This is a genomic window from Streptomyces sp. NPDC005706 (assembly GCF_040631045.1).
GTDB lineage: Bacteria > Actinomycetota > Actinomycetes > Streptomycetales > Streptomycetaceae > Streptomyces.
On record NZ_JBEXYS010000002.1, the window covers coordinates 624,648 to 647,685 of the forward strand.

Sequence of the window (23,038 nt, forward strand, 5' to 3'; positions counted from 1 at the left end):
GTCTCACAGGCCGAGAACCGCCCGCATCACGTCCTTCGCGATCGGAGCCGCGTCCCCGCCGCCGCTGATCTCACCCCGGTCCGCCGAGGCGTTCTCGACCACCACGGCGACCGCCACCTTCGGTTCCAGGTCGTCGTCGCCCTGCGCCCAGGAGACGAACCAGGCGTACGGCACACCGGCGTTGCCGAGGCCGTGCTGGGCGGTGCCCGTCTTGCCGCCCACCGTGGCGCCGGGAATGGCCGCGTTGGTGCCGGTGCCCGCCCGGACCACGTCGGTCATCAGTTCCTTCAGCCGCGCGGCCGTCGACGGGCGCATCACCTGACGGTCCGGCCGCATCCCGCCGCCCGTGAGCGTCTCACCGCCCCGGCGGGTGGTCGACTCCACCAGATACGGCGTCCGCAGCCGGCCGCCGTTGGCGACGGCCGCCGCCACCATCGCCATCTGCAGTGGCGTCGCCCGGGTGTTGTACTGGCCGATCGAGGACAGCGCCAGCTGCGCCCTGTCCACACGCGTGTCGAAGGTGCTGGGGGAGACGGCGAAGGGGACCCGCAGCCGGGTGTCGTTGAAGCCGAACGCCTGCGCCGTGGCAGACATGCCCGACACCCCGACGTCCACGCCCAGCTTGGCGAACACCGTGTTGCACGACCACTTGAACGCCTCCCGCAACGAGGCGTCCTTGCAGCCGTCGCCCTCGTTGGTCAGCCGGGTCCTGGTGCCGGGCAGCCGGTAGGGGTCGGGGGAGCGGGTGAGCGCGTCCAGGTCCCGGACCACCCCGGCGTCCAGCGCCGCCGCCGCGGTGACCACCTTGAACGTCGACCCCGGCGGATAGGTCTGCCGTACCGCCCGGTTGAGCATCGGCTTCTCCGGGTCGTGGTTGAGCCGGGCCCACGCCGAGGCCGCCGCCTCGCTGTTGCCGGACAGCTCCGCGGGGTCGTACGACGGCGTCGACACCAGCGCCAGGACGCGGCCCGTGGCCGGCTCGATGGCGGCGACCGCGCCCTTGCGTCCGTGCAGCCCGTCGTACGCGGCCCGCTGCGCGTTCCGGTCGAGGGTGGTGGTGACGTTGCCGCCCGGACCGGCGCCCCGCGTCACGTCGTTCCACAGCGGCAGCGGCGCCAGCATCGGGTCGGCGCCGGAGAGCACCCCGTCCTCCGCGTCCTCCAGGAAGGTGGTGCCGTAGAGCTGCGAGGCGTGCCCGGTGACCGGGGCGTACAACGGGCCGTCCCGGTAGGTGCGTTCGTAGCGCAGCTGCTCACCGGTGTCCGTGGAACCGGTGACCGGCTCGCCGCCGACCAGGATGTCACCGCGCGGCTGCTGGTAACGGGCGATGGTGGCACGGCGATTGGCCGGGTTGGACTCGTACGCACCGGCCTGGAACACCTGCACCCGGGCGGCGTTGACCAGCAGCGCCGCCAGCAGCAGGGCGCAGAACGCGGAGGCGTGCCGGATGTACCGCGTCATGACCAGCCCGCCGCCGTACTCGCTCACGACGCCTCCCGCCCGTCGTACTGGCTGCGGGCCGAGTCGCTGACCCGGATCAGGAGCGCCACGATCGCCCAGTTGGTGACGACCGAGGAGCCGCCCTGCGCGAGGAACGGCATCGCCATGCCGGTCAGCGGGATCAGCCCGGTGACCCCGCCCGCGATCACGAACACCTGGAGCGCCAGGATCGAGGCCAGCCCGACCGCGAGGAGCCGCCCGAACGGCTCGCGCAGGGCGAGACCGGCCCGGAAGCCGCGCTCCACGAGCAGGGCGTACAGCAGGAAGACAGCGGCGAGGCCGGCGAGGCCCAGCTCCTCCCCGGCCGTCGCCAGGATGAAGTCCGACTTGACGGCGAAGCCGATGAGCACGGAGTGGCCGAGCCCCAGCCCGGTGCCGAGGACCCCGCCCGCGGCGAAGGCGAACAGGGACTGGGAGAGCTGGTTGGGGCCCTGCCCGGCCTCGATGGTGGCGAACGGGTGCAGCCAGTCCTCGATCCGGCCGCCCACATGCGGTTCGAGGCGGCCCACGGCGACCGCGCCGAGCACGGCGAGCAGCAGGCCCACCGCGATCCAGCCGGTGCGTCCGGTGGCGACGTACAGCAGGACGACGAACAGACCGAAGAAGAGCAGCGAGGTACCGAGGTCCCGCTCCAGGATCAGCACGCCGACGCTCAGCAGCCAGATCGCCACGATCGGGCCGAGCACCCGCCCGGTCGGGAACTGCAGCCGCCACAGCCGCCGGCCCGTGTAGGCGAGCGCGTTGCGGTTCGCGGCCAGATGGGCGGCGAAGAACACCGCGAGCAGCACCTTCGCGAACTCGCCCGGCTGGATGGAGAATCCGCCGATCCTGATCCAGATGCGCGCGCCGTTCACCGCGGGGAACAGGATCGGCAGCAGCAGCGCGACGAGGGCGGCGACCACGCACACGTAGGAGTAGCGCTGCAGCACCCGGTGGTCGCGCAGCATCAGCACCACGAGGATGAACAGCCCCACCCCGAGCGTCGACCACACCAGCTGGGCCGGCGCCGCCCGGTCGCCCGGGGTCTCCAGGTCCAGCCGGTAGATCAGCACCAGGCCGAGCCCGTTGAGCAGCACACCGATGGGCAGCGGCAGCGGATCGGCGTACGGCGCCCGCTTGCGGACCACGAAGTGCGCGAACAGGGCGAGCACCCCGAGCCCGGCACCGTAACCGGCGGCCCCCGGCGGAACCCTGCCGCTCCTGGCCAGACCGACCGCGCAGTAGCCGTACACGGACAGCAGGACGGCCAGCACGATCAGCGCGAGCTCGACGCCACGGCGCCGGGGCAGGCGTGGGCCGTGCGCGGGGGCCCGCGGCTCGGCCACGGCGGTTCCGGCCTTCGTCATGTCCGGAACTTACCCAAACAGGACAGTCCGGCCGGGCAGGCGCCCCAGCGGGGCGCGTCAGCGGGCGACCGTCGGGCGGAACCGGGCACGCGCCGGCCTTCACCTCCCTCGCTCAGGGCAGGGTGAGAGCTCAGGGCAGGGTGAGAACGGCCACCGCGCCCCCGTCCACCGCGTTGCCGAACGTCAGCCGGGCGCCCAGCACCTCCGCCTGTCCGGCCGCGATCGTCAGCCCCAGCCCGTGGCCCTTGGCACCGCCCTCGGTCCGGAACCGCTGCGGGCCGTGCGCCACCAGGTACTCCGGATAGCCGTCCCCGTGGTCCCGCACCGTCACCACCGGACCGTCCACCGTCAGCACCACCGGCCCCCGCCCGTGCTTGTGCGCGTTCGCCACCAGGTTGCCCAGCACCCGCTCCAGACGCCGCCGGTCCGTCTCCACCCGGGCGTCGCGCACGATCCGTACCTCGGTGTCCGTCCCCGAGGCCCGCACCACCCGCTGGGCCAGCGAGCCCAGCTCCTCGAAGTCCAGCTCGCGACGCTCCCGCCGGGTGTCCAGGCGGGAGATCTCCAGCAGGTCCTCGGTGAGCGTGCGCAGCGCCGCCACCCGGTCCCGGACCAGCTCGGTCGGCCGGCCCGGCGGCAGCAGCTCCGCCGCCGCGTGCAGCCCGGTCAGCGGCGTGCGCAGCTCGTGCGCCACGTCCGCGGTGAACCGCTGCTCGCTCAGCAGCTTGCCCTGCAGCGACGACGCCATGGAGTCCAGTGCGGCGGCGACCACGGCCACCTCGTCCTGCGGCCGCGTCGGATCCTTGGTCCGCGGGTCGTTCACCCGGGCGTCCAGATCACCCGCGCTGATCCGCCGGGCCACCCGCGCGGTGCCGTTCAGCCGCCGCGTCACCCGGGTCACCGCGAACGCGCCGACCAGCACCGTCGCCCCGATCGCCAGCGCCGACGACCACAGGATCGACCGGTCGAGCCCGGCGATCGTCCGCGCCTGCTGCGAGTAGTCGACCTCCACCGCGAGCGCCCGGTGCCCGTCGGCCGGACCCGCCGCCCACATCGTCGGCCGCCCCTGGTGCGAGGAGACCGTCGTGCCGCGCTTCCCGGCCACCGCCAGCGCCCGCAGCCGCCCGGGCAGCCCCTCGGGGTCCAGGCCCGCACCCGGCAGCAGCGCGTCCCCGGCCTCGTACGCGGCGGTGGCGTCGTCCAGCCGGGACAGCGCCAGGTCGCGGGCCCTGCCGACCGTCTGGTTGGTGACCGACACATGCACCAGCACCCCGAGCAGCGCGGCCAGCGCGCAGCTCATCACCGTGATGAACGCGGCCGCCTTCACCGCCAGCGCCCCGGCCCACCGGGGCAGCGCGAGCCTCATGAGCCGCTCGCGGACGCGCCGGGGGACGCCGTCGCGGATGCCGACGGGGTCGCGGATACGGATGCCGGCGGGGCTGCGGATACGGATGCCGGCGGGGCCGCGGACGCCGACGGGGACGGCTTGCGGCCGTGCGGGACCCTGCCCGTGCGCAGGAACTCGTCCCGGGAGAACACCATGGCGCGCCGGTCCGGATCCCAGATCCAGGTGGTCCGGTACTCGTACCCGGCGATCCCGGCCGGAGAGCGCTCGATCAGGGCCCGCCCGGCCAGCTCCACCCCGATGATCGCGTCGTTGTCGGCCAGCACCCGCACCAGCCGGTGCTTCTCGACCGTGTAGACCCGTACCGCCGTCTGGTTGGTCGGGTACAGCCGGAAACCGAGCGTCATGTCGTCCCGGCCGTCCCCGGTCAGATCCCGGTAGTACGCACTGAGCAGCGGACACCGCGCCCGCACCCCGCCCGGCGCGCACTCGCGCACCCGGTCCACGGTCGCGTGGTACGCCCCTTTCGACCCGTAGTCGTCCAGGTGCGCGGCGATCTCCGCCAGTACGACGTCCACCGGATCGACCTTCCGGACGTCGTCGCCGGGCACCGTGACGCCCTTGACGGTCTCCCGGGTCGCCACGGCGTACGGGTACGCGGGGCTGGACGCCGGCCGCAGATCCGGCCAGAGCCGGGCCGGGCCGACCGCCGTCGGCGTCGCCCCGGCGCCCTCGAGCCCGCCCCGGTCCCCGCAGCCCACCCCCGCCACCGACAGAAGGGCGACGACGGCCGCGGCGCGGGCGCTGCGACGGGCTGGCCTGCGGGCTGACACGGGGCTCCTGGTGCTTCAGGGGACAGTGAGGGCGACGGCGTCGGCCGAGGCCGGTACACCCTATGCGCAACTCGTAGGAAAGTCCTTTTTGTGCACCGGAGGCCCCGAGCCCCAGGCTCCGCGCACCCGAGGCCCGGCTCTGTGCGCCGAAGCCCCGGCTGTGTGCACCGGAGCCCCGGCCGGCCGCGGATGCCGCTCGCCACCGGGACCGCGGCCTTCTCACCCGCCCGCCCAGGCCCTGCCCGCCGAGGCCGACCTTGTTCTTGCCGTCACCGCGCCCGCCTGTTCCCATGGTTCAGGGGGTGACGCACGCATGAGCGGCACGAGCGGCATGGGCGGCGAGGGCGGCATGAACGGACTGCGCGTGGTGCCGGCCCGGCGGCAGGGCCACGAACGCCTGTACGTGTGCGGACCGGACGGAGCGAACGCCGCCTGGTACGACCGTGACACCGGCCGGGTGAACCTGATCGCGGCGGACCGCGAGGCGGACGTGATGGACGCCCTCAAGCCGTTCCTGACCGGCCCGGTGACCGTGGGCCCGCCCCCGGTGCCCACCCCCGCCGAACTGGCCCGGCTCACCCTCCACCCCGACGACGACCTCGCCCCCAACCGCCCCGGCGAGGCCCTGCTCGTCGCCCTGGACCGCGACCCCGCCCCCGCCCGCCGGCTCCGCCCCGACCCGCGCCGCCGCGCCCTGACCGCCGAGCAGACCACCGGCGAGGCCCTGGACCGCCTGGAAGGCGCAGGCTGGCACACCCTGCACTCCGTCCCGCTCCCCGGCGGCGACCGCATCCACCATCTGCTCGTCGGCCCCGGCGGCCTCTTCGCCGTACACGCCCTGTACGCCCGCAAGCAGCGGGTCCTGGTCGCCGACCCGATGATCACTCTGGGCCGCCACGACCCCGAGCCCGTCCTCCGCCGCCTCCGCGCCGACGCCGACCGCGCCTCCTACGCCCTGACCGCGGAGGTCCACCCCGTCCTGGCCCTCCTGGACCCCACCGACATACGCACCCCCGCCCCACTCCGGGGCGTCCGCATCCTCCGCACCGAGGACCTCCCGACCCTGGCCCGCCTGGGCGCCGTACTGAAGCCGGCGGACGCCGAGGCCCTCCACGCGATGGCCCGCGACAGGAGAACGTGGGCGAGGCTGTAGGCGGCGTGGGCCGGACCAGCCCGACCGGTGCCTTGAGGACGGGGGCCGACATCATCAGCCGGTCCTCCGTCTGAGCACCGGGGCCGGCATCATCAGCCGGTCCGGCGTTTGAGGACGAGGCCCGCAGGGCCGAAGCGGGGGCCTGGGGGCGGCAGCCCCCAGCAGGGGTCACAGGGGACGGAGTCCCTCCCAGGGGCGGGAAGGGGCGGGAAGGGGCGGCGCGGGCGAAAGAAGCCCTGAAGCCACCCCCGCACAGTTCCCCCTCGTTTCCTGGGCACCGCCCCTAAGGCAACCCGGCCCCTCGCCCCTCCACAAGCCCCCTCATCAGATCCCCCGACTCCCGCACCCGCGCCACGACATCCCCCGCCAAGAACTCCAGGTCCTCCGCCCCCCGGCACCCCTCGACCTCCTCCCACGTCACCGGCGCGGAAACCAGCGGAGCGACCCGCGCCCGCACGGTGTACGGCGCCGCCGTCGTCTTCCGCCCCGCGTTCTGGCTCCAGTCCACGAACACCTTCCCCGGCCGCAGACTCTTCGCCATCCGGTGCACCACCAGCCGCGGCATGGCCCGCTCCGCCTCCACCGCCAGCGCCTTCGCGTACTCACTCGTCCGCTCCGACGAGCTGCCCCGCACCGCCGCCAGCAGATGCAGCCCCTTCGACCCGGCCGTCTTCGCGTACGCCTCGATCCCGTCCGCCGCCAGCCGGTCCCGCAGCCACAGCGCGACCTCGCAGCACTGGACGATCGTCGCCGGCGCCCCCGGATCCAGGTCGAAGACCAGCCGGTCGGCCTCCTCGGGCGACTGCACCAGCCACTGGTGCGTATGGAACTCGGCGACCAGGTTCGCCGCCCACACCAGGCTCGGCAGATCCCGCACCACCACCATCCGCGCCGGTCCCTCCGACCGGGGCACCTCGGCGGTCATGACCCAGTCGGGCGTACCCGGCGGCACGTTCTTGGTGAAGAACACCTGCCCGTCCGGCCCGTCCGGGTAGCGCAGCAGGGACACCGCCCGGTCCCGCAGATGCGGCAGCATCACCTCCGCGACGGTCGCGTAGTAGTGCAGCAGCTCCCCCTTGGTGAAGCCGGTCTCCGGATACAGCACCTTCTCCAGGTTGCTGAGCGGGACCCTGCGGCCCTCCACCTCTGTGATTGGAGTCATAAGATGACAATCCCAGACAGGTAGCCGCATATAGCTGTGCAGCACGCATAACGCCCGATCGGAACGGAGGCCGCGGCACGTGCGATCCATCTGGAACGGCGCCATCTCCTTCGGACTCGTCAGCATCCCGATCAAGCTGATGAACGCCACCGAGAGCCACTCGATCTCCTTCCGCCAGATCCACACCGAGGACAGCGGCCGCATCCGCTACCGCAAGGTGTGCGAGCTGGAGGACCGTGAGGTCAGCCAGGCGGAGATCGGCAAGGCGTACGAGGACGCCGACGGCACGATCATCCCGATCTCCGACGAGGACCTGTCCCACCTCCCGATCCCGACCGCCCGGGCGATCGAGATCGTCGCCTTCGTGTCGGCGGACCGGATCGACCCGCTCCAGATGGACGCGGCGTACTACCTCGCCGCGAGCGGAGCCCCGGCCGCCAAGCCGTACACCCTGCTGCGCGAGGCGCTGAAGCGCAGCAACAAGGTCGCCATCGCCAAGTACGCCCTGCGCGGCCGGGAACGGCTGGGGATGCTGCGCGTGGTCGGCGACGCCATCGCCATGCACGGACTGCTCTGGCCGGACGAGGTACGCGCCCCCGAGGGTGTCGCCCCGGACGACGACGTCACCGTCCGGGACAAGGAACTCGACCTCGCGGACGCCCTGATGGACACCCTGGGCGAGGTCGACCTGGAGGACCTGCACGACGAGTACCGCGAGGCGCTGGAGGAGGTCATCGCGGCCAAGGCGGCCGGCGAGACCCCGCCCGAGGCCCCCGAGCCCGCCGAGGGCGGCAAGGTGCTGGACCTGATGGCGGCCCTGGAGAACAGCGTCCGCGCCGCCCGCGAGTCCCGGGGCGGGCGCCCGGCCACCGAGGAGAAGGAGGAGGCCGAGGAGGCCGAGGTCAGGCCCCTCACCCGCCGCCGCTCCGCACCGAAGGAGACGGGCGGCAAGAAGTCCACCGTCACGACCGCGAAGAAGGCCCCCGCCAAGAAGACCGCGGACTCGAAGAAATCGACGGCCAAGACCACCCGGAGCGCGAAGAAGAGCACGCCCGCGAGGACGACGTCCGAGCCCCCCGCCGATTCCGGGCCCGAATCCACTGCCGGGACCACCGCCAAGACCGCCGCCAAGTCCACACCCAAGAACGCCACTTCGGCCAAGCAGACGGCGAAGAAGACACCGGCGAAGAAGACGGCCTCCCGCAAGCGCTCGGCCTGACGGCGGGCCGGGCGCGGGGCCGGAGCAGGCCCGGAGCGGGCCCTGGGCAGGGGATGGACCGGTATTCCCTCCCCTGATGTGGGACGACTCGGGCACGATGTGGGCGTGACTTACGTGGTGACCGTGACCATGGCCCCTGCCAAGGGCGCTCCGGAACTCGACGCGCTGCAGCGGGAGGGCGTCATCTTCCTGCTGCGGAAAGGGTTCGACTCGCTCGAAGCGGTCGAGGGACCGGACGGCATGGAGATCGAGCTGATGGACGACGTCATAGCCGCCCATCCCGGAGGTGCCCTGCTCAAACTCTTCGTGGACGCACCGGCGCTGGAGTTCGCCGAGGACGCCGCGCGCGAGGTCGTGGCGGAACTCCTGGAACGCACCGAACCGCTCGCCGACTGGCAGATCACCCGATGCGCGGTGGAACTGAACTCCGCGCTCCTGCAGGAGAGCCTCGACGCCGCCGACGGCCCCGACGCCCCGCCCGCCGACCCGGCGGAACGCGCCCGCCGTCACGCCGCGGCCGAACCCGCACCGGCGCAGGGCCGTCTCGACCGGGCCGAGGTCGAGGCCATGCGCACCAGACTCCGCACCCTGGCGCCGGCCCTGAGGGCCTTCCCCCTCGACCACTTCGGCTTCTCCGACGACGAGAACGAGCGCACCGTGTCCCGTGAAGCGGCCGAAATCGCCGCGGGCGCCCTCGTCTTCGCCATCGACCTCCTGGTGGACGAACTCTTCACCGACCTGGCCGGCCTGGAGGAGGACGGCCCCACGGTGGCCGAGAGCGACGCCACCTTCATGCTCCTGGACGACCTGCCCTCGCAGTACGCCGACGAGTACACCGTGCTCTTCGCCCGCCGCCTCACCGTCACGGCGGTCACCCTGACGGCCCGCCTCACCCAGCCCCACTTCACCGGCCCCCACTGCGTGGCCGAGGACATCCTGCTGAGAGTCCTGCTCACCCAGGCCGAGGTCGCGGCCGACCTCTACGACCTCCTCACCGACGAGGTCACCACAGCCTTCGAGACCCTCACGGACACCCTCGCCGAGGACCCCACCCACGACCCCCTCGACCACGCCCCGCCCGGAGTGGAGAACTGGTTCGCCCCCTTCGACGCCGAGAGCCACGTCCACCCGTACGCCACCAACGACGACGAGGAGTCCCTCCAGGGCCGATGACGGGAGCCGATGACGGGAGCCGAGAGAACTCCCGGACCCCCCGGATGGCTTCCCCGATGAGCGCCGCGCGGAAAGTCGATCTAGCTTCGAAACGAGCGCCGAGTGGATCTTCCGATGGTGCGCTCTTCCGATTCGAAGGAGGACGACAGATGCGCAAGCTCCGAACGGCCGTTGCGGCGGCCGCCCTCATCGGTGGCGTCGGCTTCATGGGAGCCGCCCCCGCCACCGCCCTGCCCATGGGAGGAGGCCATGGCGGCGGTTGCAGGTCCCACGACTTCAACCTCGACATCCTCGGCAACGTGGGCGTCGGCAACGGCGTGCTCGGCAACTTCATCAACGGCGAGGGCAGCCCGGGCGGCCAGTGGACCGACGTCGGCTCCGACTGCGGAGGCTGGTAAGACCACCTCCAAGCGCACCCGAATAGGTCCGGGCACCTGGCTGACAAAGCCCACGCCCACTCCACCGATCTGTGGCAGAGATTCTCATCTCAAGGTGGAGACCAAAGGCCCCGCACCGTCACCGGTCCGGGGCCTTTGAGTTGCCGTGACCGAGTTTCGAAGACCAGAAGTCCGCCGACTCCATGGGCACTACAGTTACATGTGTGCGACACGTCACGTTGTGTCGTGCGTCGGGCGGTTGGGGCCAGCCACCTTCGCGCCTGACTCGCGCCGGTTGGGGGCAGTATGAATGAAATGATCAAGGGCTCGAACGTGGCTCTTGCATCTCTGAGCGAGAACGTCGGATCGGTCATCGTCAGTCTGGGCTGGGGGAGCCCGACCGGCGAAGGCGACGCGGATGTCTCCGTCCTGCTGCTGGACGTGAACGGCAAGGTCCGCAGCGACACCGACTTCTACTTCTACAACAACCCGGTCGCCGCCGACGGGAGCGTGCAGCTACTGGGCAAAACGCCGACGGCGGACGGGAACGAGGACCGGATCAGCTTCGACCTCACCGCGGTCCCGGCAGACGTGGACCGCATGGTCGTCGCCGCCAGCCGCTACAACGCGGCGCGCTTCGGCGAACTCGAGGACGTCCACCTGTCATTGGCCGACGGGGCCGGAGACGACCTCCTGCACTTTCCCATCGACGACGTCGACTCGATGAGCGCGATCATCTTCGGCGAGCTGTACCGGCGCGGAGAGGAGTGGAAGTTCCGCGCTGTGGGCCAGGGCTACGACGCCGGTCTCGCCGGCCTGGCAACGGACTTCGGCGTCGACATCGAGGACGACGCGGAAGCGGTCGAGGCACAGGACGACGCGGCGGCCGACGACCAGGAGGCCATGACCGCCCCGGCCCCCGCCGACGAACCGGGCCCGCGAAGCACGCCGGAAGCCGTCCCGCCTCCCCGCCGGCCGGCCGAAGCCGACGAGTCACGGAAACCGGCCACCCGTCCGCGTACCGCCAAGAAGAAGATCACCCTGCCCAAGGTGGCCAGGAAGACGCTGGCGGAGAACGAGTCCTGGAGAGAGGCACGGCTCTTCCCGGTGTCGGCGCTCAAGAGCGACCGGGACCGGGAGATGCGAGCCACCTCGGTGCTGCTGTCGGTGATGGCACAGGTGCCGGAATTCGGCCGGAGACTGACCGCCGCGTTCGGAGCGCCGGCCGGCCGCAGGGAGACCTTCGCCGAGGTCACCCTGCCGCACGGCGACTCACCGCGGCGCCCCGACGGAGTCATTCGCGTCGAGCGGGCCGGCAAGCTGTGGACGGCCCTGGTCGAGACGAAGACCAACGGCAACGCCCTCAGGGCCGATCAGGTGCAGGCGTACATGGACATCGCCGCCCGCCGCGGGTACGAAGCCGTGATCACCCTCTCGAACGACGTCGCGCTGGAGGGCAGCCCGCTCGTCGACGTCAAGATCGACCGACGGCGCAAGCACAAGGTGGCGCTCTGGCACCTCTCCTGGGCGGAGGTCACCCACCAGGCCCAGATGCTGATCCGCCACGAGGGCGTCGGCAACGCCGCACACGCCTGGCTCCTCCAGGAACTGCTGCACTACCTCCAGCACGACAACTCCGGCTGCCACGGATTCCAGAACATGGGGCCCGCCTGGGTCCCCGTACGCAACGGAATCGACGACGAGACCCTGTGCCACGGAGACGCGCGCGCCCTGGAGGTCGTCGAGAGCTGGGAGCGGCTCATCCGGCAGGTGTGTCTCGGTCTGGGCGGCGAACTGGGCCAGAAGGTCCTGCCCGTCCAGCGCGCCAGGCGGGGAACGGACCCGGGCGAACGCCGCGGCCGCCTCGCCGACCAGCTCTGCCAGGACGGCAGGCTCGACGCGGAACTGCGCATCGACGCAACGCCCGGCGTCCTGGCGGTCAGCGCGGACCTCCGCACAGGCAAACTGCGTACCTCCATCGACGTACCGGCGCCGGAGCAGGGCTACCCCCTGTCATGGGCGAAGCGGCTCGTACGCCGCCTGGCCGAAGCCCCCGCGGACCTCCACATCGAAACCCTCGTCGAGGGCGAGACCGGCGGCCCCCGCGGCACCCTGGAACGCCTCCGCCCCGAGCCCGCGGACCTCCTCCCCAAGGACAGCGGCACCCGCATCACCGGCTTCCGCCTGACCCTGCTCAAGGGCATGGGAAGCGGCCGCGGCAACGCCGAGACCGGCTTCATCCGCAGCGTCGACGAAGCGGTACACCGCTTCCACAAGTCCGTGATGATCCACCTGGACCGCCCGGCACCCCGCCGAGCCCCGACCAGGGAACCGGCCACGACGAACTGAGGCCGGGCACCCCGGCCGATGCCACGAGGCCCCGGGCACCGACCGGGGCCTCGTCTGCGCCGCGTACGGACCGCCGACCACCGACCACCGACACGAGAAGACGGCCTCCCGAGCTGATGGAGACACGCACGAGGAGGCCGACCGGGAGGGGAGGCCGATCAGATACGGCCCGTGCTCGATCGCCGTCCTGGCAAGATGACGCCATGGAACGTGTACTTGGAATCGGTGGCTACTTCCTGCGGGCCGCCGACCCAGCGGCCCTGAGCGCCTGGTATCGCGACTGCCTGGGCCTGGACGCGGATGAGCACGGCATGTGGCGACAGGAAGCCGGCCCAACGGTGTTCGCGACCTTCGAGTCCGGCACCGACTACTTCGGCTCCCGCGCTCAGCGAACCATGCTCAACTTCCGCGTCCGCGACCTGGACGCCATGCTCGCCCAACTACGCGCCGGCGGTGCCGACGTGTCCGACGAGACGCAGGACATGGAAGGCGTCGGCCGCTTCGGCTGGGTCACCGACCCCGAGGGCAACCGCATCGAACTGTGGCAGCCCGCCTGACCTCGCCCTCGGGTTCGGCGGAGCCGTGCTGCCGGCCCACCAACCGGCCAAGGAGCGAGCCTCGGCCAGGTCCGCGCGGTCACGTCCGAGCGCGTGGGCGTCGAGGCCTCGCGGACAGTCGCGCGAACTGCCCGGACGGCGGCAGAAGGCCGCCGCGGCCGGAGTGACGAGGACTATTCAGCGACCCCGGCCCCGGTGTCCTGCACCTCCCCCGTTCGCCGCCTGACACGGAACACCTCCATGGCCGTCCCCACCAGAAAACCCGCGGCGACCGACCCGATCACGATCGCCCCCTGCCGTGCTCCGTCGGCCTCACGTCCGTCGAGGTAAGCAACGTCGCGCGCCTCGGTGGGGTGAGCCGGGTTGTACGCGAGGGGTATGTACGCCCCTGGCTTCGCGGCGTCCGCCGAGCCAGACGGGACATCGACATCCGCGCGCACGGAACCGGAAGGTGTACTGAAGCGCACGGTTACGGAGGTCACCCAGCCTTCCTCCGACCGGCCGGTGATCTCGACCACGATCGCGTCGGTCCTGAGGCCCTGGGCCCGGAGACCAGCCAGCACCTGGTACTCCTGAGCGGCCTGCCACCCCATGACTCCAGCAATGGTGGAGAACACCAGGAAACCCCCGGCGGCCAACCGGACCTTGGCCCAGCGGGGCGCCACCAGCCAGGACTCCGGCCCGAGCCGCAGCAGCCCGGCCACCAGCCGCCCCGGCGGCGGAACGGCCAGGCCCTGGGGTCGCACCAGCCTGAAAACACCGTCCACTGCAGCCAGCGCGGCCGCCCAGCCGAGAACATAGAGCCACAGGGACCCGAGCGGCCCGAAGACCACCCACACCACGACGGCCACGCCGCCCGCGAGGACCCCCCACCCCACTTGAGAGCCGTACTCGCCCCGGCCGCCGCCCAGCACGGATCCGCGCTCATCCATCTACGCCTCCACACCCCGTCACGGGATGAGACTCACGGGCTGTAGTGGGGGTTGTAGAAGCCTCTGGCCGTCTCGGCTGGCGCTCGACGGGGTTCACGGCCCGTCAGGGACGTCGCTGAGCGTGGCGTGCGCGTGTGTCTTGTCGTACTGTCCGACTAATCTTCGGAGCATGGGGCTTGGCGACATCAAGTACGAAGACATAGTCGCGGCGACCGAGGAGTTCCGCCATCTGGGCCGGGACAACTTCCTGCAAACCTACGGCTTCGGGCGGGCCAAGTCGTATGAGCTGGTCCTGGACGGTTTTCGATACGACTCGAAGGCGATAGCCGGTGTCGCCCACGGGCATGCCACCGGCCATTTTCTGAGCGCGGGGGACTTCAGTGGCGGCGCGGCCACGGTGGCACGACGCCTGCGCGAGCTCGGCTTCGTGGTGGAGACCGGGGAGACCGGGGAGACGTCCCGGAACCGCGCAGCTCTGCTGGAGCGCCTCAGGGCACTCCGGGTTTCCCGCGGCCCGGGAAACCCAGCCCCCAGCCGACACCAGCCGTTGAGCCTCCTGTGGGCGATATCCCGCCAAGCCGACGAGCAGCCCCGCATGACCCCGTGGCCCCAGTTCCGAGACGTGGTGGGGCCCCTTCTCGTCGAGTTCGGCCTTCCCAACGCGAAGGCCACACCGGAGTACCCCTTCTGGCATCTCCGCAGCAGCGGACTGTGGGAGGTCCAGGGCGTGCCGACAGAGTCGGCCCAGGCGATGCCGAAGAAGAGCATTCTCGACGCGCACCACCCGCAGGCAGGCTTGACGAAAAAGACCGCTGATCTCCTCCGGGACCCGGTGGTCCGCCTCGACGCCATCGCCACCATCTGCGACACCTATCTCGAGGACCTCGACCGCCAGACCCTGTTCGAGCGCGTGGGCCTGGGCGGATACACCACAGCCGGTGGTCTGTTGAGCCCGTCGGATGACGCGAGCAGCGGCGGCGGTGTGGACGAGTACGGGCGGGCGACCGGCCCCGCTTCGCGCCGTGATGAGATCCGTTCCGTCATCGTCCGCGACGAAGCACTGGCCAGGAAGGTCAAGGAACTCGAGGGCGATCGGTGTCAGATCTGCGGCACGGTGCTCCGCTACCTGAACCGCCCGTACAGCGAAGCGGCTCACATAAGAGGCCTGGGCAGACCCCACCACGGCCCCGACGAACTGCAGAACCTCCTGTGTCTGTGCGCCAACTGCCACGTTCTCTTCGACGGCTTGGAGATCTATGTCGACCCTGACGGCCTGGTCAGGGGGACGAGAAACAGCAGAGAGCCCCGCCCGCTCCGTCGCGACCCAAGGCATCCGATAGACGAGGCGCACATCGGCTATCACCGCAATCTGTGCACCATCAATTCTCCTAGGCTTGCCATCGACTGACTTGGCGTCCCGGCTCCCCAACTATCTCTACATGGGGCGGATAAATGGGACCGATGACCGGTTCAGGGCCGAGATGAACGGCTGCCCCTCATCCCCGAATTGGTGACCTGCGGGGCAAATCGGGAGCTGCGATGTCACAACTAGGCCACCTTCTTCACTGATCCCTCACATTTGGAGCGGCGGCGCAAGTAGTTTCGACCCTCACGTACTCAACCCGGGGGGCCCCGTGAGCTACTACCAACCTCAACCGCCGCCGCCGTTCCAGCCTCCGCCCGGACCGCCGGCCGTCCGTCCCGCACCCAAGTGGGCGCGCAAGCGATTCGTACTGCCTGCTCTGGGCCTTGCGTTCATCATCGGCGTGGGCAGCGCCGGCGCCGACGGTCAGAACCCGAACGCGACGAAGACGGTGGCTGACCACAAGGCGCGCCCGACGGCCACGGCCACGGTCACCGCGACAGCCACGGCGACGGAGACCGCGAAGCCGAAGCCGGCGCCGACAGTGACGAAGACGGTCAAGGTCAAGGTGAAGGTGACCGTCACCGCGCACGCCGCCGCAGGGTCGGGAACGGGTGGCAGTTCAACGTCCGGCGGATCGTCGTCCAGCGGCGGGTCCAGCTCGTCGGGCGGCACCAATTCCGCGGGCGGCGGTGCGACGGCTCTGTGCAACGACGGTACGTATTCGTACGCCGCTCACCATCAGGGGGCCTGCTCGCATCACGGCGGCGTAGCTGTCTTCTACCGGTAGTCAGCGTCGCAGGCAGGTGCCATGGCTGGTGCGCTGAGCACCGGACCACCAGTCTCGCTGAATGGGGGAGGCGGTCGGCACCGCCCCTCCGGCGTTCCCGGCGCGCGCATCGTGGCAGTGTGCGGACAGAAGACGGCACGACAGATGCGGCGGTGGCGACCGGGCTTGGCACTCGAGGGATTGGTTGTCGCACTTGAAGGGTGTCACCTGAGGCAATGAATCAAGATCCCGTCCACCCTCCACCTGGAAACCTCGGCACACGGCTGCTGCAGGCGGCCTACCGCCGGCACATACGCGAAGACCCCGGCCTCAGCGTTTCCGCTGGTGACGGGGTCTTTGGGCACCTCATGCTGGGTGCCCCCGGCAGGATTCGAACCTGCGCACACGGCTCCGGAGGGCGATTGATTCCACAGTATCTGTGCTGGTCACAGCTGTTCAGAGTTCGCTATGACCTGCTCCCGTCCACGGATGGTCCACGGACGACCGAGTTGGTCAGCGCCAGCTACTGGGGTTCCAGGTTCGACGGTGTCGGCCAGTCCAAGCCGATACCGGGAGGGCTGGCAGCTCACGTTCAGAGACCCGCAGGTGCACTCGTTGTCGCCGGGGCATCCGTGCTGACGAATGCTCACGAGTGCAGGTCCGTCGTTCTCGTGATGCTGCTTCATGTAGATTACACTTTGATCACGTGATCACCACGAGACCTCCACGGCGTGCATGATGATCCACATAACCGCTCACCAGCGATGTTCGTCGCCGCTGGGTACGTCGGCGACATGCTCAAGGGCGGCGGTCCAGAGGTCTGTGGTCACCAACTCTCCCAGGAACACGTACAGTTCGGTACGATTTTCTCTGGTGTTCAGGGGGTAGTGAGCGCCGCGAGGGACTTCTAGCAGGTGTGTTGTCGGGTGGGATTGTAAGTCGCGAGCGGGGTTAGTTATGAGCGGGACGGACTTGAACGATCTACCGTCCCCTGGTAGCCAACTCTTCATCGACGGCGGGATGGCTACCGTCGTCGCGGCTACCGGCGCTGGCGATGGAGCCGACCTCGTCGTGCGCCGCAGTGACGGCACGCTCACTGACGTTGCTCTGAGCCTCGTTGAGTTGCATGCGGCTGTTGTGCCTGTCAACGACGCCGGTGGTGATCCTGCCCGGGCGCTCGCCGCACTGTGGGGGCGGTGGATGCAGTACGCCGTCCCCCGCATCCGGTCCGCTGTCCTCGCCACACGCCCGCTGCGGCCTTACGCGCACCAGGACGAGGCGGTGTTCAGCCACATGCTGGCCCAGCCACGCCTGCGGTTCCTGCTCGCTGATGAACCAGGCACCGGCAAGACGATCATGACAGGTATGTACATCGCCGAGGGTACGCGGCGAGGTTTGATACCTGGCAGGACCGTGATCATCGTGCCTGCGCACCTCGTGGAGAAGTGGAAGCGGGACTTGCGTCGCTATTTCGCGATCGAGGCGGCCACAGTCACTCCTGACGTCGCCAGAGACCCGCGTGACCTCGATCCGCGCGTCAGCGTGTGGGTCGTGAGCGTGGATCTGTACACCTACAACCCGGACGTTAGGCGCAAGATTTCTGGGGCCCGGGCGTCGTGGTCGCTAACGGTCTTCGATGAAGCGCACCGGCTGACGCCTACGTCCCAATACCTCGGCGCCGCACGGGAAGTGGCGAACCGCACCCACCACTTGTTGCTGCTCACCGCTACGCCGCACCGAGGTAAGGAGCACTTCTTCCGTGGCCTGCTGAGCCTCCTGGATCCCACGCTGTACCCCTGGGACCCGCGGAAGACCGAGTACGACACTGCGCTGAGGCCTTCGACTCTGTCCTTCCTGCGGAGGATGAAGGAGGAACTGAAGGACTTCGACGGCAATGATCTCTTCCCGCCTCGGTACGCCGAGACGGTGTCCGTCGACCTTAGTGGCCACGAACTCGCGGCCTACACCGCGGTGATGGACTACGTCGACACGTACTACGGCGAGAATGCGACCCTGGCCCGCTCGATTTACGGCAAGCGGGCTGCCTCTGCACTGGTGGCTGCCGCCGCTACGATCACGCGACGGCACGAGGCCCTCAAGGGGCCGGCGTCCAGCCGGGTCGATGGCCCCATACCTGACGAGTTCACGCAGGGCGACGGGTCGGTCAACCTTGCCGTCGAGGACGACGAGGTGTGGGAGCGCGCCGAGGGGATCGTCGTCAACGCCCGCAGCCGCAGCAAGAGCGAGGAGCTCACGGCGATCGACGGGGTCATCGACGCCATTCGACTTGCCACTACTGTTGGCCCGTCCACGAAGTGGCTACGCAGCCAGAAGCTCCTCACCCAGCATGGCATCGTGCCGGGCCAGGGTCAGTTGCTCATCTTTACCGAGTTCGCCGACACTGCCCGCTGGCTCGCCAGTCAGTTCACGCACGCCGGGTACAGCGTCGAGACCCTCGAGGGTGCAGTCAGGCACCATGAGCGCGACCAGCTTCAGCAGCGTTTCCTTGCCGGTGAGTTCCAGGTTCTGGTCTCGACCGACGCCGGCGGCGAGGGCATCGACCTGCAATCTGCCCACGTCATGATCAACTGGGACATTCCGTGGTCCCTGGTCCGCCTCGAACAGCGCATGGGCCGATTGCACCGCATCGGCCAGACCAAGCCGGTGCATATCTACCACCTCGTTGCGCCCGATACCCGTGAGGGCCGGGTCCAGGAGGTCATGCTCGGCAACCTGGAAGCCGCCGGAGAGGCGCTCGACGGACGGATCTTCGACCTGCTCGACGCAACCGCCGCCCGAGCTGGCTTCGACTACACCCGCGCGCTCATCGACGCTCAAGCCGGTCAGGCCGTCACCGTTCCGGGCACAGCCGAGTTGCTGTCCAAAGCACGAGAGTTGGTGAGCGACGAGGATCGGCTCCACACGCCCGCCAACACCGAGGCCGCCCTCGACCGGTTCCGTAGCGACCGCCTGGAAGCGATCAACCCGGTCATCGTCGATGGCTTCGTCGACCAGCTCGCCCGTGCAGAGCAGTGGCGTCTCGGTCCGGGGCCGGCCAAGGGCATCCGCCGCGTCACCTCGGCCCGGCTGCTACCGCCGACACTCGGCGGTGCGCACGAGGCGCTCGTTGCTGCTGACGGTGCCTCTGTTAGGCAGGCGATCAACGACGGCTCTCAGGGGCTGGATGACGTCGTTGTGCTTGGGCCTACCGAGGAGTCGTTCGCCGAACTGACCGACCTCGCCCTGCGTACTGGCGAGAGCGAGCTCATTCGGGGCACGGTCCTCAGCGACCCCGCGTCGCTGACGAATTACACCGTCTTGGTCTACGACGCCGAGGTCGAGGTACATGACGGCATCCGCCGGCAGCGGCGCAAGTCCCCGGTCCTCATTCGGTACTCCGGCGCCGGGGCATTCGAGAGCGCCTGGGAGTCCCTAATGTTGCTCAGGCCCACCGGTTCCAGCCATGTCGCGCCGCCCCTATCTCCGGCGCTGCGGCACGACAGTGCGCTGGAAGCCCGGGCGGCGCTTACACGGGAGGTCGCCCGCGCCCGCGCGGAGCGGGAGGCGTGGGTCGACAAGGCGCGCCAGCAGCTCGACCAGGTCGAGTACCGATATATGGACGAGCTCGAAGAGCTGCCAGCCACGGAACGGCGTGAGCGGATGTCCCGCTTCGAGGAGCTTAAGCGCCACCGTCTCGCCCAGCTTGAAGACATCAGCAAGATCGGGCAGAGCGCTCCCCGCTTGGTCGGTTGGGCACACGTTGTCGGTGAGGCCCTCGTCGACCAGCTTGGCTACGACCCCGACAGCGAAGCAGTCGCGGTGGCCACAGTCTTGGCCGAGCTTGACCGGCTCGGTTTCGACGTGGACGACCGACAGTCCGCTGGTATCGGCTACGACCTGCTTGCCCGGCACCGCACGACCCGAGAGCAACGCCTTGTCGAGGTCAAGGGTTTCCATGCGGGCTTGGAACCGGTGTGGCTGGAGCAGCACGAGTGGGCTCAGGCGCAGCAGCGCGGTCGAGATTACTGGCTCTACGTCGTGGCCGACTGCGCCACATCCCCGACAGTCCTCGTCCGCGCCCAGGACCCAGCCAAGCTTCTAGCCACCGGGCCACGGCGCATCGAGCGGTTCCAGATCAAGGTTGCCGACCTGCGTCGGCTGATGGGAGAGCAGCGGTGACCACAACCACCAAGGCGCCGTCGACGGACACAGCGGCCACCTCGGATCGCGTCAGTGACGTGCACAGCCGCCTCATCGACCACTGGTTCCCGTGCTCATCGGTCGACGCCTCCGTCGGTACCACCGCGGGATCCGGCCGCAGCGAAAAGGCACTCTTCACCTGGTTTGCCTCTCGTCCCATCGCGCAGGCCCGCGCCGCCGTTCTGACCACCCTGCTGCCTGACCGCGAAGATCTTCACGCAGATGTCCGATCGGCCATCGAAGCGGGCAACCCCACTGCGCTGCGTCGTCTGCGCGAAGCCATCGCGGAGGAGTACCCCACCGGTCGCCCAGTCGTACTCGATATCTTCAGTGGCCGAGGCATCATCCCCCTCGAAGCAGCGCGCCTCGGCGTGACCGCGGTCGGAACGGACCTCAGCCCGGTCGCAACAATGGGTGGGCGCCTCCTGGCCGACTACCCGCTGCGCGACTGGTCGACCGAGGCTGCCGTTCCTTTCGCCAGCGGAGCTGAGTCGGAAGAGACACTCTTCAGCGACGATGAGCCTCGACTGCTGCGCGACGTCCGCGCCGTACTCGCTGAAGTGAACAAGCGTGTGGCCAAGGCTGTCGCGCCCTACTACCCGGCAAATAGCCGCGGCAAGGTGCCCTGGGCCTATCTGTGGGCCGTCAGCATCCCCTGTGACCAGTGCCGTCGGCGCTTCCCGCTCATCGGCAGCATGCGGCTGCAGTTTCCTTCCGGGCGTGAGGGGGACTTCGGGCAGTCGCTCGAGCTCGTCATCGACGGGGACCGATGGCGTTCCCAGGTGGTGGACGGGGACCCCGCCCAGCAGCCGACGTTCTCAGCCGCGGCGGGCCGCAAGGGTAAGAGCGCCCGCTGCCCGTTTCCGTCCTGCGGACACGTCCACACGCTCGACACCGTCAAGGCGAAGGGTTTCGCCGGCCAATATGAGGACGAAATCATTGCCGTTGGTGAGGAGAACGAGGGGGTCGGCAAGACATTCCGCGCCCCGACGGCTGACGAGATTACAGCCGCCAAGTCCGTCGACCTTGCCCGGCTCGACGGCTTCGGCCCTTTCACTGCTGTTCCGGACGAGGCGATCCCGCCTGGCAATCAAGACACAATCCGGGCCAGTGGCTACGGATACCGCACCTACGGCGCTCTTATGAACGACCGACAGGCCCTTCTCTTCGTAGAGACAGTCCGCGCCATCCGCGGTATTCGCACCGACCTTTTGGCTGCGCGACTCACCACCGACTACGCGGACGCGCTCACGGCCTACGCTGCAGCGAACATGCAGCGACGACTCCGGCGCTCGACTCGAGGTGCAAAGCTCGCCGCATTCGGTGGCAACGCCTCGCGCAAGGGCACGTGGGTCCAGGTCCACGACATCTTCGCGGACGAGAGTAAGGTGTCTTTCCAGTTCGACTACCTTGAGGCCGGGCCGGGCACCGGGCCGGGTACCTGGGACAGCGTCACTGACAGCGGCCTGCAGGCGCTCAAGAAGGTCATCCAGGGAAGTGATGCAGGACGACCGGGCCGATTCCGTCGAGCTTCCGCGATAGCCCTCCCCTTCCGCGACGGGTCGGTGGATGCGGTCGTAACTGACCCGCCGTACTACAACATGATCGACTACGCCGACGCGTCGGATCTTTTTCACGTCTGGCTGAAGCGCTGCCTTTTCGACGTGTTCCCCGATCTTTTCGATGTTCCAGGGTTGCAGGACAAGGCCGACGAGATCATCGTCAAGCGCGGCAACGCCCCAGGTGAGCACCGGACTCGCGACTTCTACGAGCAGATGCTTAGCCGTGCGTTCGGCGAGGCACGGCGCGTGCTGCGCGCGGATGGCCACCTTGTCGTTGTGTTCGGGCACTCCGACCCTGACGCGTGGCGACGGCTACTTGGAGCCCTGCGCGATGCCGGCTTCGTGGTGACCAGCTCCTGGCCGTCGAGGACCGAGACGTCCTCGACCGGGGTGGCGAGCATCAAGGTCACAGTCGCGATCGGCTGCCGCGTTGCCGCCTCGAACCGGCCAGTCGCAACCGCCGCTCAGGTCGACCGTGAGGTTGCCGAGCGGGTCAAGACCGCCGTACGGGAATGGGACCGTGACGGCCTGGCCCTCACTGACCAGCTCATGGCAGCCTACGGACCGGCGATGGAGGTCTACGGCCGCTACGCCAAAATTCTCAAGCCCGACGGCAGCCAGGCCGAACTCGACCGCTACCTCAAGTTGGCGCGCACCGCGGTCCGCGACGCAACAGCGCTCAAGCTGGACGAGTTGCCGCTTGAGACATTCGACGCGCCCACCCGCTTCGCGGTCTTCTGGCAGCGGCTCTTCGCACGCTCGGACGTTCCCAAGGGTGAGGCCCGATTTCAGGCGCAGGCGGATAACCTGCGCCTGGAGGATCTGCGCGGCGCGCTGCTCACGGAGAGCAAGAGTGGCTTCAAGTTGCGTCTCGACGCCCCGAGCGCTATCAGCGACAAGTCCTCGACGTTCGAGGTGGTCCGGGCTATGGCCGCCGCCTGGGACCAGGGCGCCACCGAAGGCGTTGCCGCTGTCGTCGCTGAGTCTGACCGGCAGCCCACTGACGCGCACCTGTGGGCCGTCGTCGGGGAGATCCTCGCGCAGTTGCCTCCCAGCGACACAGTGGCCAAGGCTCTCACAGCCGTTCAGCGCAACGCTGGCACCATCGCCAACCTTGCGCACCGCGTCGCCACCGAGCTCGCCGCCAGCGAGCGCGTTGACCAGCCCACCCTTCCGTTCACCATTAAGGAGTCCTGAG

General features: G+C 69.6%; 17 protein-coding genes. 10 read left to right on the forward strand and 7 right to left on the reverse strand.

The window, feature by feature from the left end:
- Positions 1-3: 3 nt before the first annotated feature.
- The 4 genes from ABZ478_RS06425 to ABZ478_RS06440 form a co-directional block, all read right to left on the reverse strand.
- The gene (locus ABZ478_RS06425) at positions 4-1,461 is read right to left on the reverse strand and encodes a penicillin-binding transpeptidase domain-containing protein (protein WP_359545916.1); all 1,458 of its coding nucleotides are present in this window, start codon (positions 1,459-1,461) and stop codon (positions 4-6) included.
- 23 nt (positions 1,462-1,484) lie between these two features.
- Positions 1,485-2,846, reverse strand: a complete 1,362-nt coding sequence (locus ABZ478_RS06430; protein ID WP_359545809.1) for an FtsW/RodA/SpoVE family cell cycle protein — start codon at positions 2,844-2,846, stop codon at positions 1,485-1,487.
- Positions 2,847-2,976: 130 nt separating this feature from the next.
- Positions 2,977-4,212, reverse strand: a complete 1,236-nt coding sequence (locus tag ABZ478_RS06435; protein WP_359545811.1) for an ATP-binding protein — start codon at positions 4,210-4,212, stop codon at positions 2,977-2,979.
- Positions 4,209-5,024, reverse strand: a complete 816-nt coding sequence (locus ABZ478_RS06440; protein WP_359545813.1) for a hypothetical protein — start codon at positions 5,022-5,024, stop codon at positions 4,209-4,211. Before ABZ478_RS06440 ends, ABZ478_RS06435 begins: the two co-directional genes overlap by 4 nt.
- 349 nt (positions 5,025-5,373) lie before the next feature.
- Between ABZ478_RS06440 and ABZ478_RS06445 the strand changes: the two genes are divergently transcribed.
- A complete protein-coding gene (locus ABZ478_RS06445) occupies positions 5,374-6,177 on the forward strand; it encodes a nuclease-related domain-containing protein (RefSeq protein WP_359545918.1) in 804 nt (267 codons plus the stop codon).
- A gap of 283 nt (positions 6,178-6,460) precedes the next feature.
- Here ABZ478_RS06445 and ligD read toward each other — a convergent pair whose 3' ends face one another.
- Entirely contained in the window at positions 6,461-7,339 is an 879-nt protein-coding gene (gene ligD / locus ABZ478_RS06450) for a non-homologous end-joining DNA ligase (protein ID WP_359545814.1), read from the reverse strand.
- A gap of 79 nt (positions 7,340-7,418) precedes the next feature.
- On the opposite strand from ligD, the gene ABZ478_RS06455 reads away from it, so the two are divergent.
- From ABZ478_RS06455 to ABZ478_RS06475, 5 genes are all read left to right on the forward strand, one after another.
- Complete coding sequence (locus ABZ478_RS06455) at positions 7,419-8,558, forward strand: Ku protein (protein WP_359545816.1); 1,140 nt, start codon at positions 7,419-7,421, stop codon at positions 8,556-8,558.
- Positions 8,559-8,663: 105 nt separating this feature from the next.
- Positions 8,664-9,731 (forward strand): hypothetical protein, encoded by a 1,068-nt coding sequence (locus ABZ478_RS06460; RefSeq protein WP_359545818.1) that lies wholly within the window; start codon positions 8,664-8,666, stop codon positions 9,729-9,731.
- Between the two features lie 149 nt (positions 9,732-9,880).
- Complete coding sequence (locus ABZ478_RS06465) at positions 9,881-10,129, forward strand: hypothetical protein (protein WP_359545820.1); 249 nt, start codon at positions 9,881-9,883, stop codon at positions 10,127-10,129.
- Positions 10,130-10,414: 285 nt separating this feature from the next.
- Positions 10,415-12,457 (forward strand): TerD family protein, encoded by a 2,043-nt coding sequence (locus ABZ478_RS06470; RefSeq protein WP_359545822.1) that lies wholly within the window; start codon positions 10,415-10,417, stop codon positions 12,455-12,457.
- 203 nt (positions 12,458-12,660) lie between these two features.
- Complete coding sequence (locus ABZ478_RS06475; RefSeq protein ID WP_359545824.1) at positions 12,661-13,014, forward strand: VOC family protein; 354 nt, start codon at positions 12,661-12,663, stop codon at positions 13,012-13,014.
- A 173-nt stretch (positions 13,015-13,187) separates the two neighbouring features.
- Here ABZ478_RS06475 and ABZ478_RS06480 read toward each other — a convergent pair whose 3' ends face one another.
- Positions 13,188-13,946 (reverse strand): DUF3592 domain-containing protein, encoded by a 759-nt coding sequence (locus ABZ478_RS06480; RefSeq protein ID WP_359545826.1) that lies wholly within the window; start codon positions 13,944-13,946, stop codon positions 13,188-13,190.
- Between the two features lie 169 nt (positions 13,947-14,115).
- On the opposite strand from ABZ478_RS06480, the gene ABZ478_RS06485 reads away from it, so the two are divergent.
- On the forward strand, positions 14,116-15,354 hold the full coding sequence (locus ABZ478_RS06485; protein ID WP_359545828.1) for an HNH endonuclease: 1,239 nt from the start codon (positions 14,116-14,118) through the stop codon (positions 15,352-15,354).
- 381 nt (positions 15,355-15,735) lie between these two features.
- On the opposite strand, the gene ABZ478_RS06490 is transcribed toward ABZ478_RS06485, so the two are convergent.
- Positions 15,736-15,984, reverse strand: coding sequence for a hypothetical protein (locus tag ABZ478_RS06490; RefSeq protein WP_359545924.1), 249 nt, complete (start codon positions 15,982-15,984; stop codon positions 15,736-15,738).
- Between ABZ478_RS06490 and ABZ478_RS06495 the strand changes: the two genes are divergently transcribed.
- The 3 genes from ABZ478_RS06495 to ABZ478_RS06505 all read left to right on the forward strand — a co-directional run bounded on the left by ABZ478_RS06495 (position 15,884) and on the right by ABZ478_RS06505 (position 23,037).
- Positions 15,884-16,099 carry a DUF3761 domain-containing protein gene (locus ABZ478_RS06495; RefSeq protein ID WP_359545920.1) on the forward strand — a complete coding sequence of 72 codons (216 nt, stop codon included), beginning with the start codon at positions 15,884-15,886 and terminating at the stop codon, positions 16,097-16,099. The genes ABZ478_RS06490 and ABZ478_RS06495 overlap by 101 nt on opposite strands.
- Positions 16,100-17,098: 999 nt before the next feature.
- Positions 17,099-20,257, forward strand: a complete 3,159-nt coding sequence (locus ABZ478_RS06500) for a helicase-related protein (protein ID WP_359545830.1) — start codon at positions 17,099-17,101, stop codon at positions 20,255-20,257.
- A complete protein-coding gene (locus tag ABZ478_RS06505; RefSeq protein WP_359545831.1) occupies positions 20,254-23,037 on the forward strand; it encodes a DUF1156 domain-containing protein in 2,784 nt (927 codons plus the stop codon). Before ABZ478_RS06500 ends, ABZ478_RS06505 begins: the two co-directional genes overlap by 4 nt.
- Position 23,038 lies beyond the last annotated feature (1 nt).

Excerpts from the sequence above, each read along its gene's own strand:
- ABZ478_RS06425 (WP_359545916.1), bottom strand. The coding sequence starts at position 1,461 with ATGACGCGGTACATCCGGCACGCCTCCGCGTTCTGCGCCCTGCTGCTG.
- ABZ478_RS06430 (WP_359545809.1), bottom strand. The coding sequence starts at position 2,846 with ATGACGAAGGCCGGAACCGCCGTGGCCGAGCCGCGGGCCCCCGCGCAC.
- ABZ478_RS06435 (WP_359545811.1), bottom strand. The coding sequence starts at position 4,212 with ATGAGGCTCGCGCTGCCCCGGTGGGCCGGGGCGCTGGCGGTGAAGGCG.
- ABZ478_RS06445 (WP_359545918.1), top strand. The coding sequence starts at position 5,374 with ATGAACGGACTGCGCGTGGTGCCGGCCCGGCGGCAGGGCCACGAACGC.
- ligD (WP_359545814.1), bottom strand. The coding sequence starts at position 7,339 with ATGACTCCAATCACAGAGGTGGAGGGCCGCAGGGTCCCGCTCAGCAAC.
- ABZ478_RS06465 (WP_359545820.1), top strand. The coding sequence starts at position 9,881 with ATGCGCAAGCTCCGAACGGCCGTTGCGGCGGCCGCCCTCATCGGTGGC.
- ABZ478_RS06470 (WP_359545822.1), top strand. The coding sequence starts at position 10,415 with ATGAATGAAATGATCAAGGGCTCGAACGTGGCTCTTGCATCTCTGAGC.
- ABZ478_RS06475 (WP_359545824.1), top strand. The coding sequence starts at position 12,661 with ATGGAACGTGTACTTGGAATCGGTGGCTACTTCCTGCGGGCCGCCGAC.
- ABZ478_RS06480 (WP_359545826.1), bottom strand. The coding sequence starts at position 13,946 with ATGGATGAGCGCGGATCCGTGCTGGGCGGCGGCCGGGGCGAGTACGGC.
- ABZ478_RS06485 (WP_359545828.1), top strand. The coding sequence starts at position 14,116 with ATGGGGCTTGGCGACATCAAGTACGAAGACATAGTCGCGGCGACCGAG.
- ABZ478_RS06500 (WP_359545830.1), top strand. The coding sequence starts at position 17,099 with ATGGCTACCGTCGTCGCGGCTACCGGCGCTGGCGATGGAGCCGACCTC.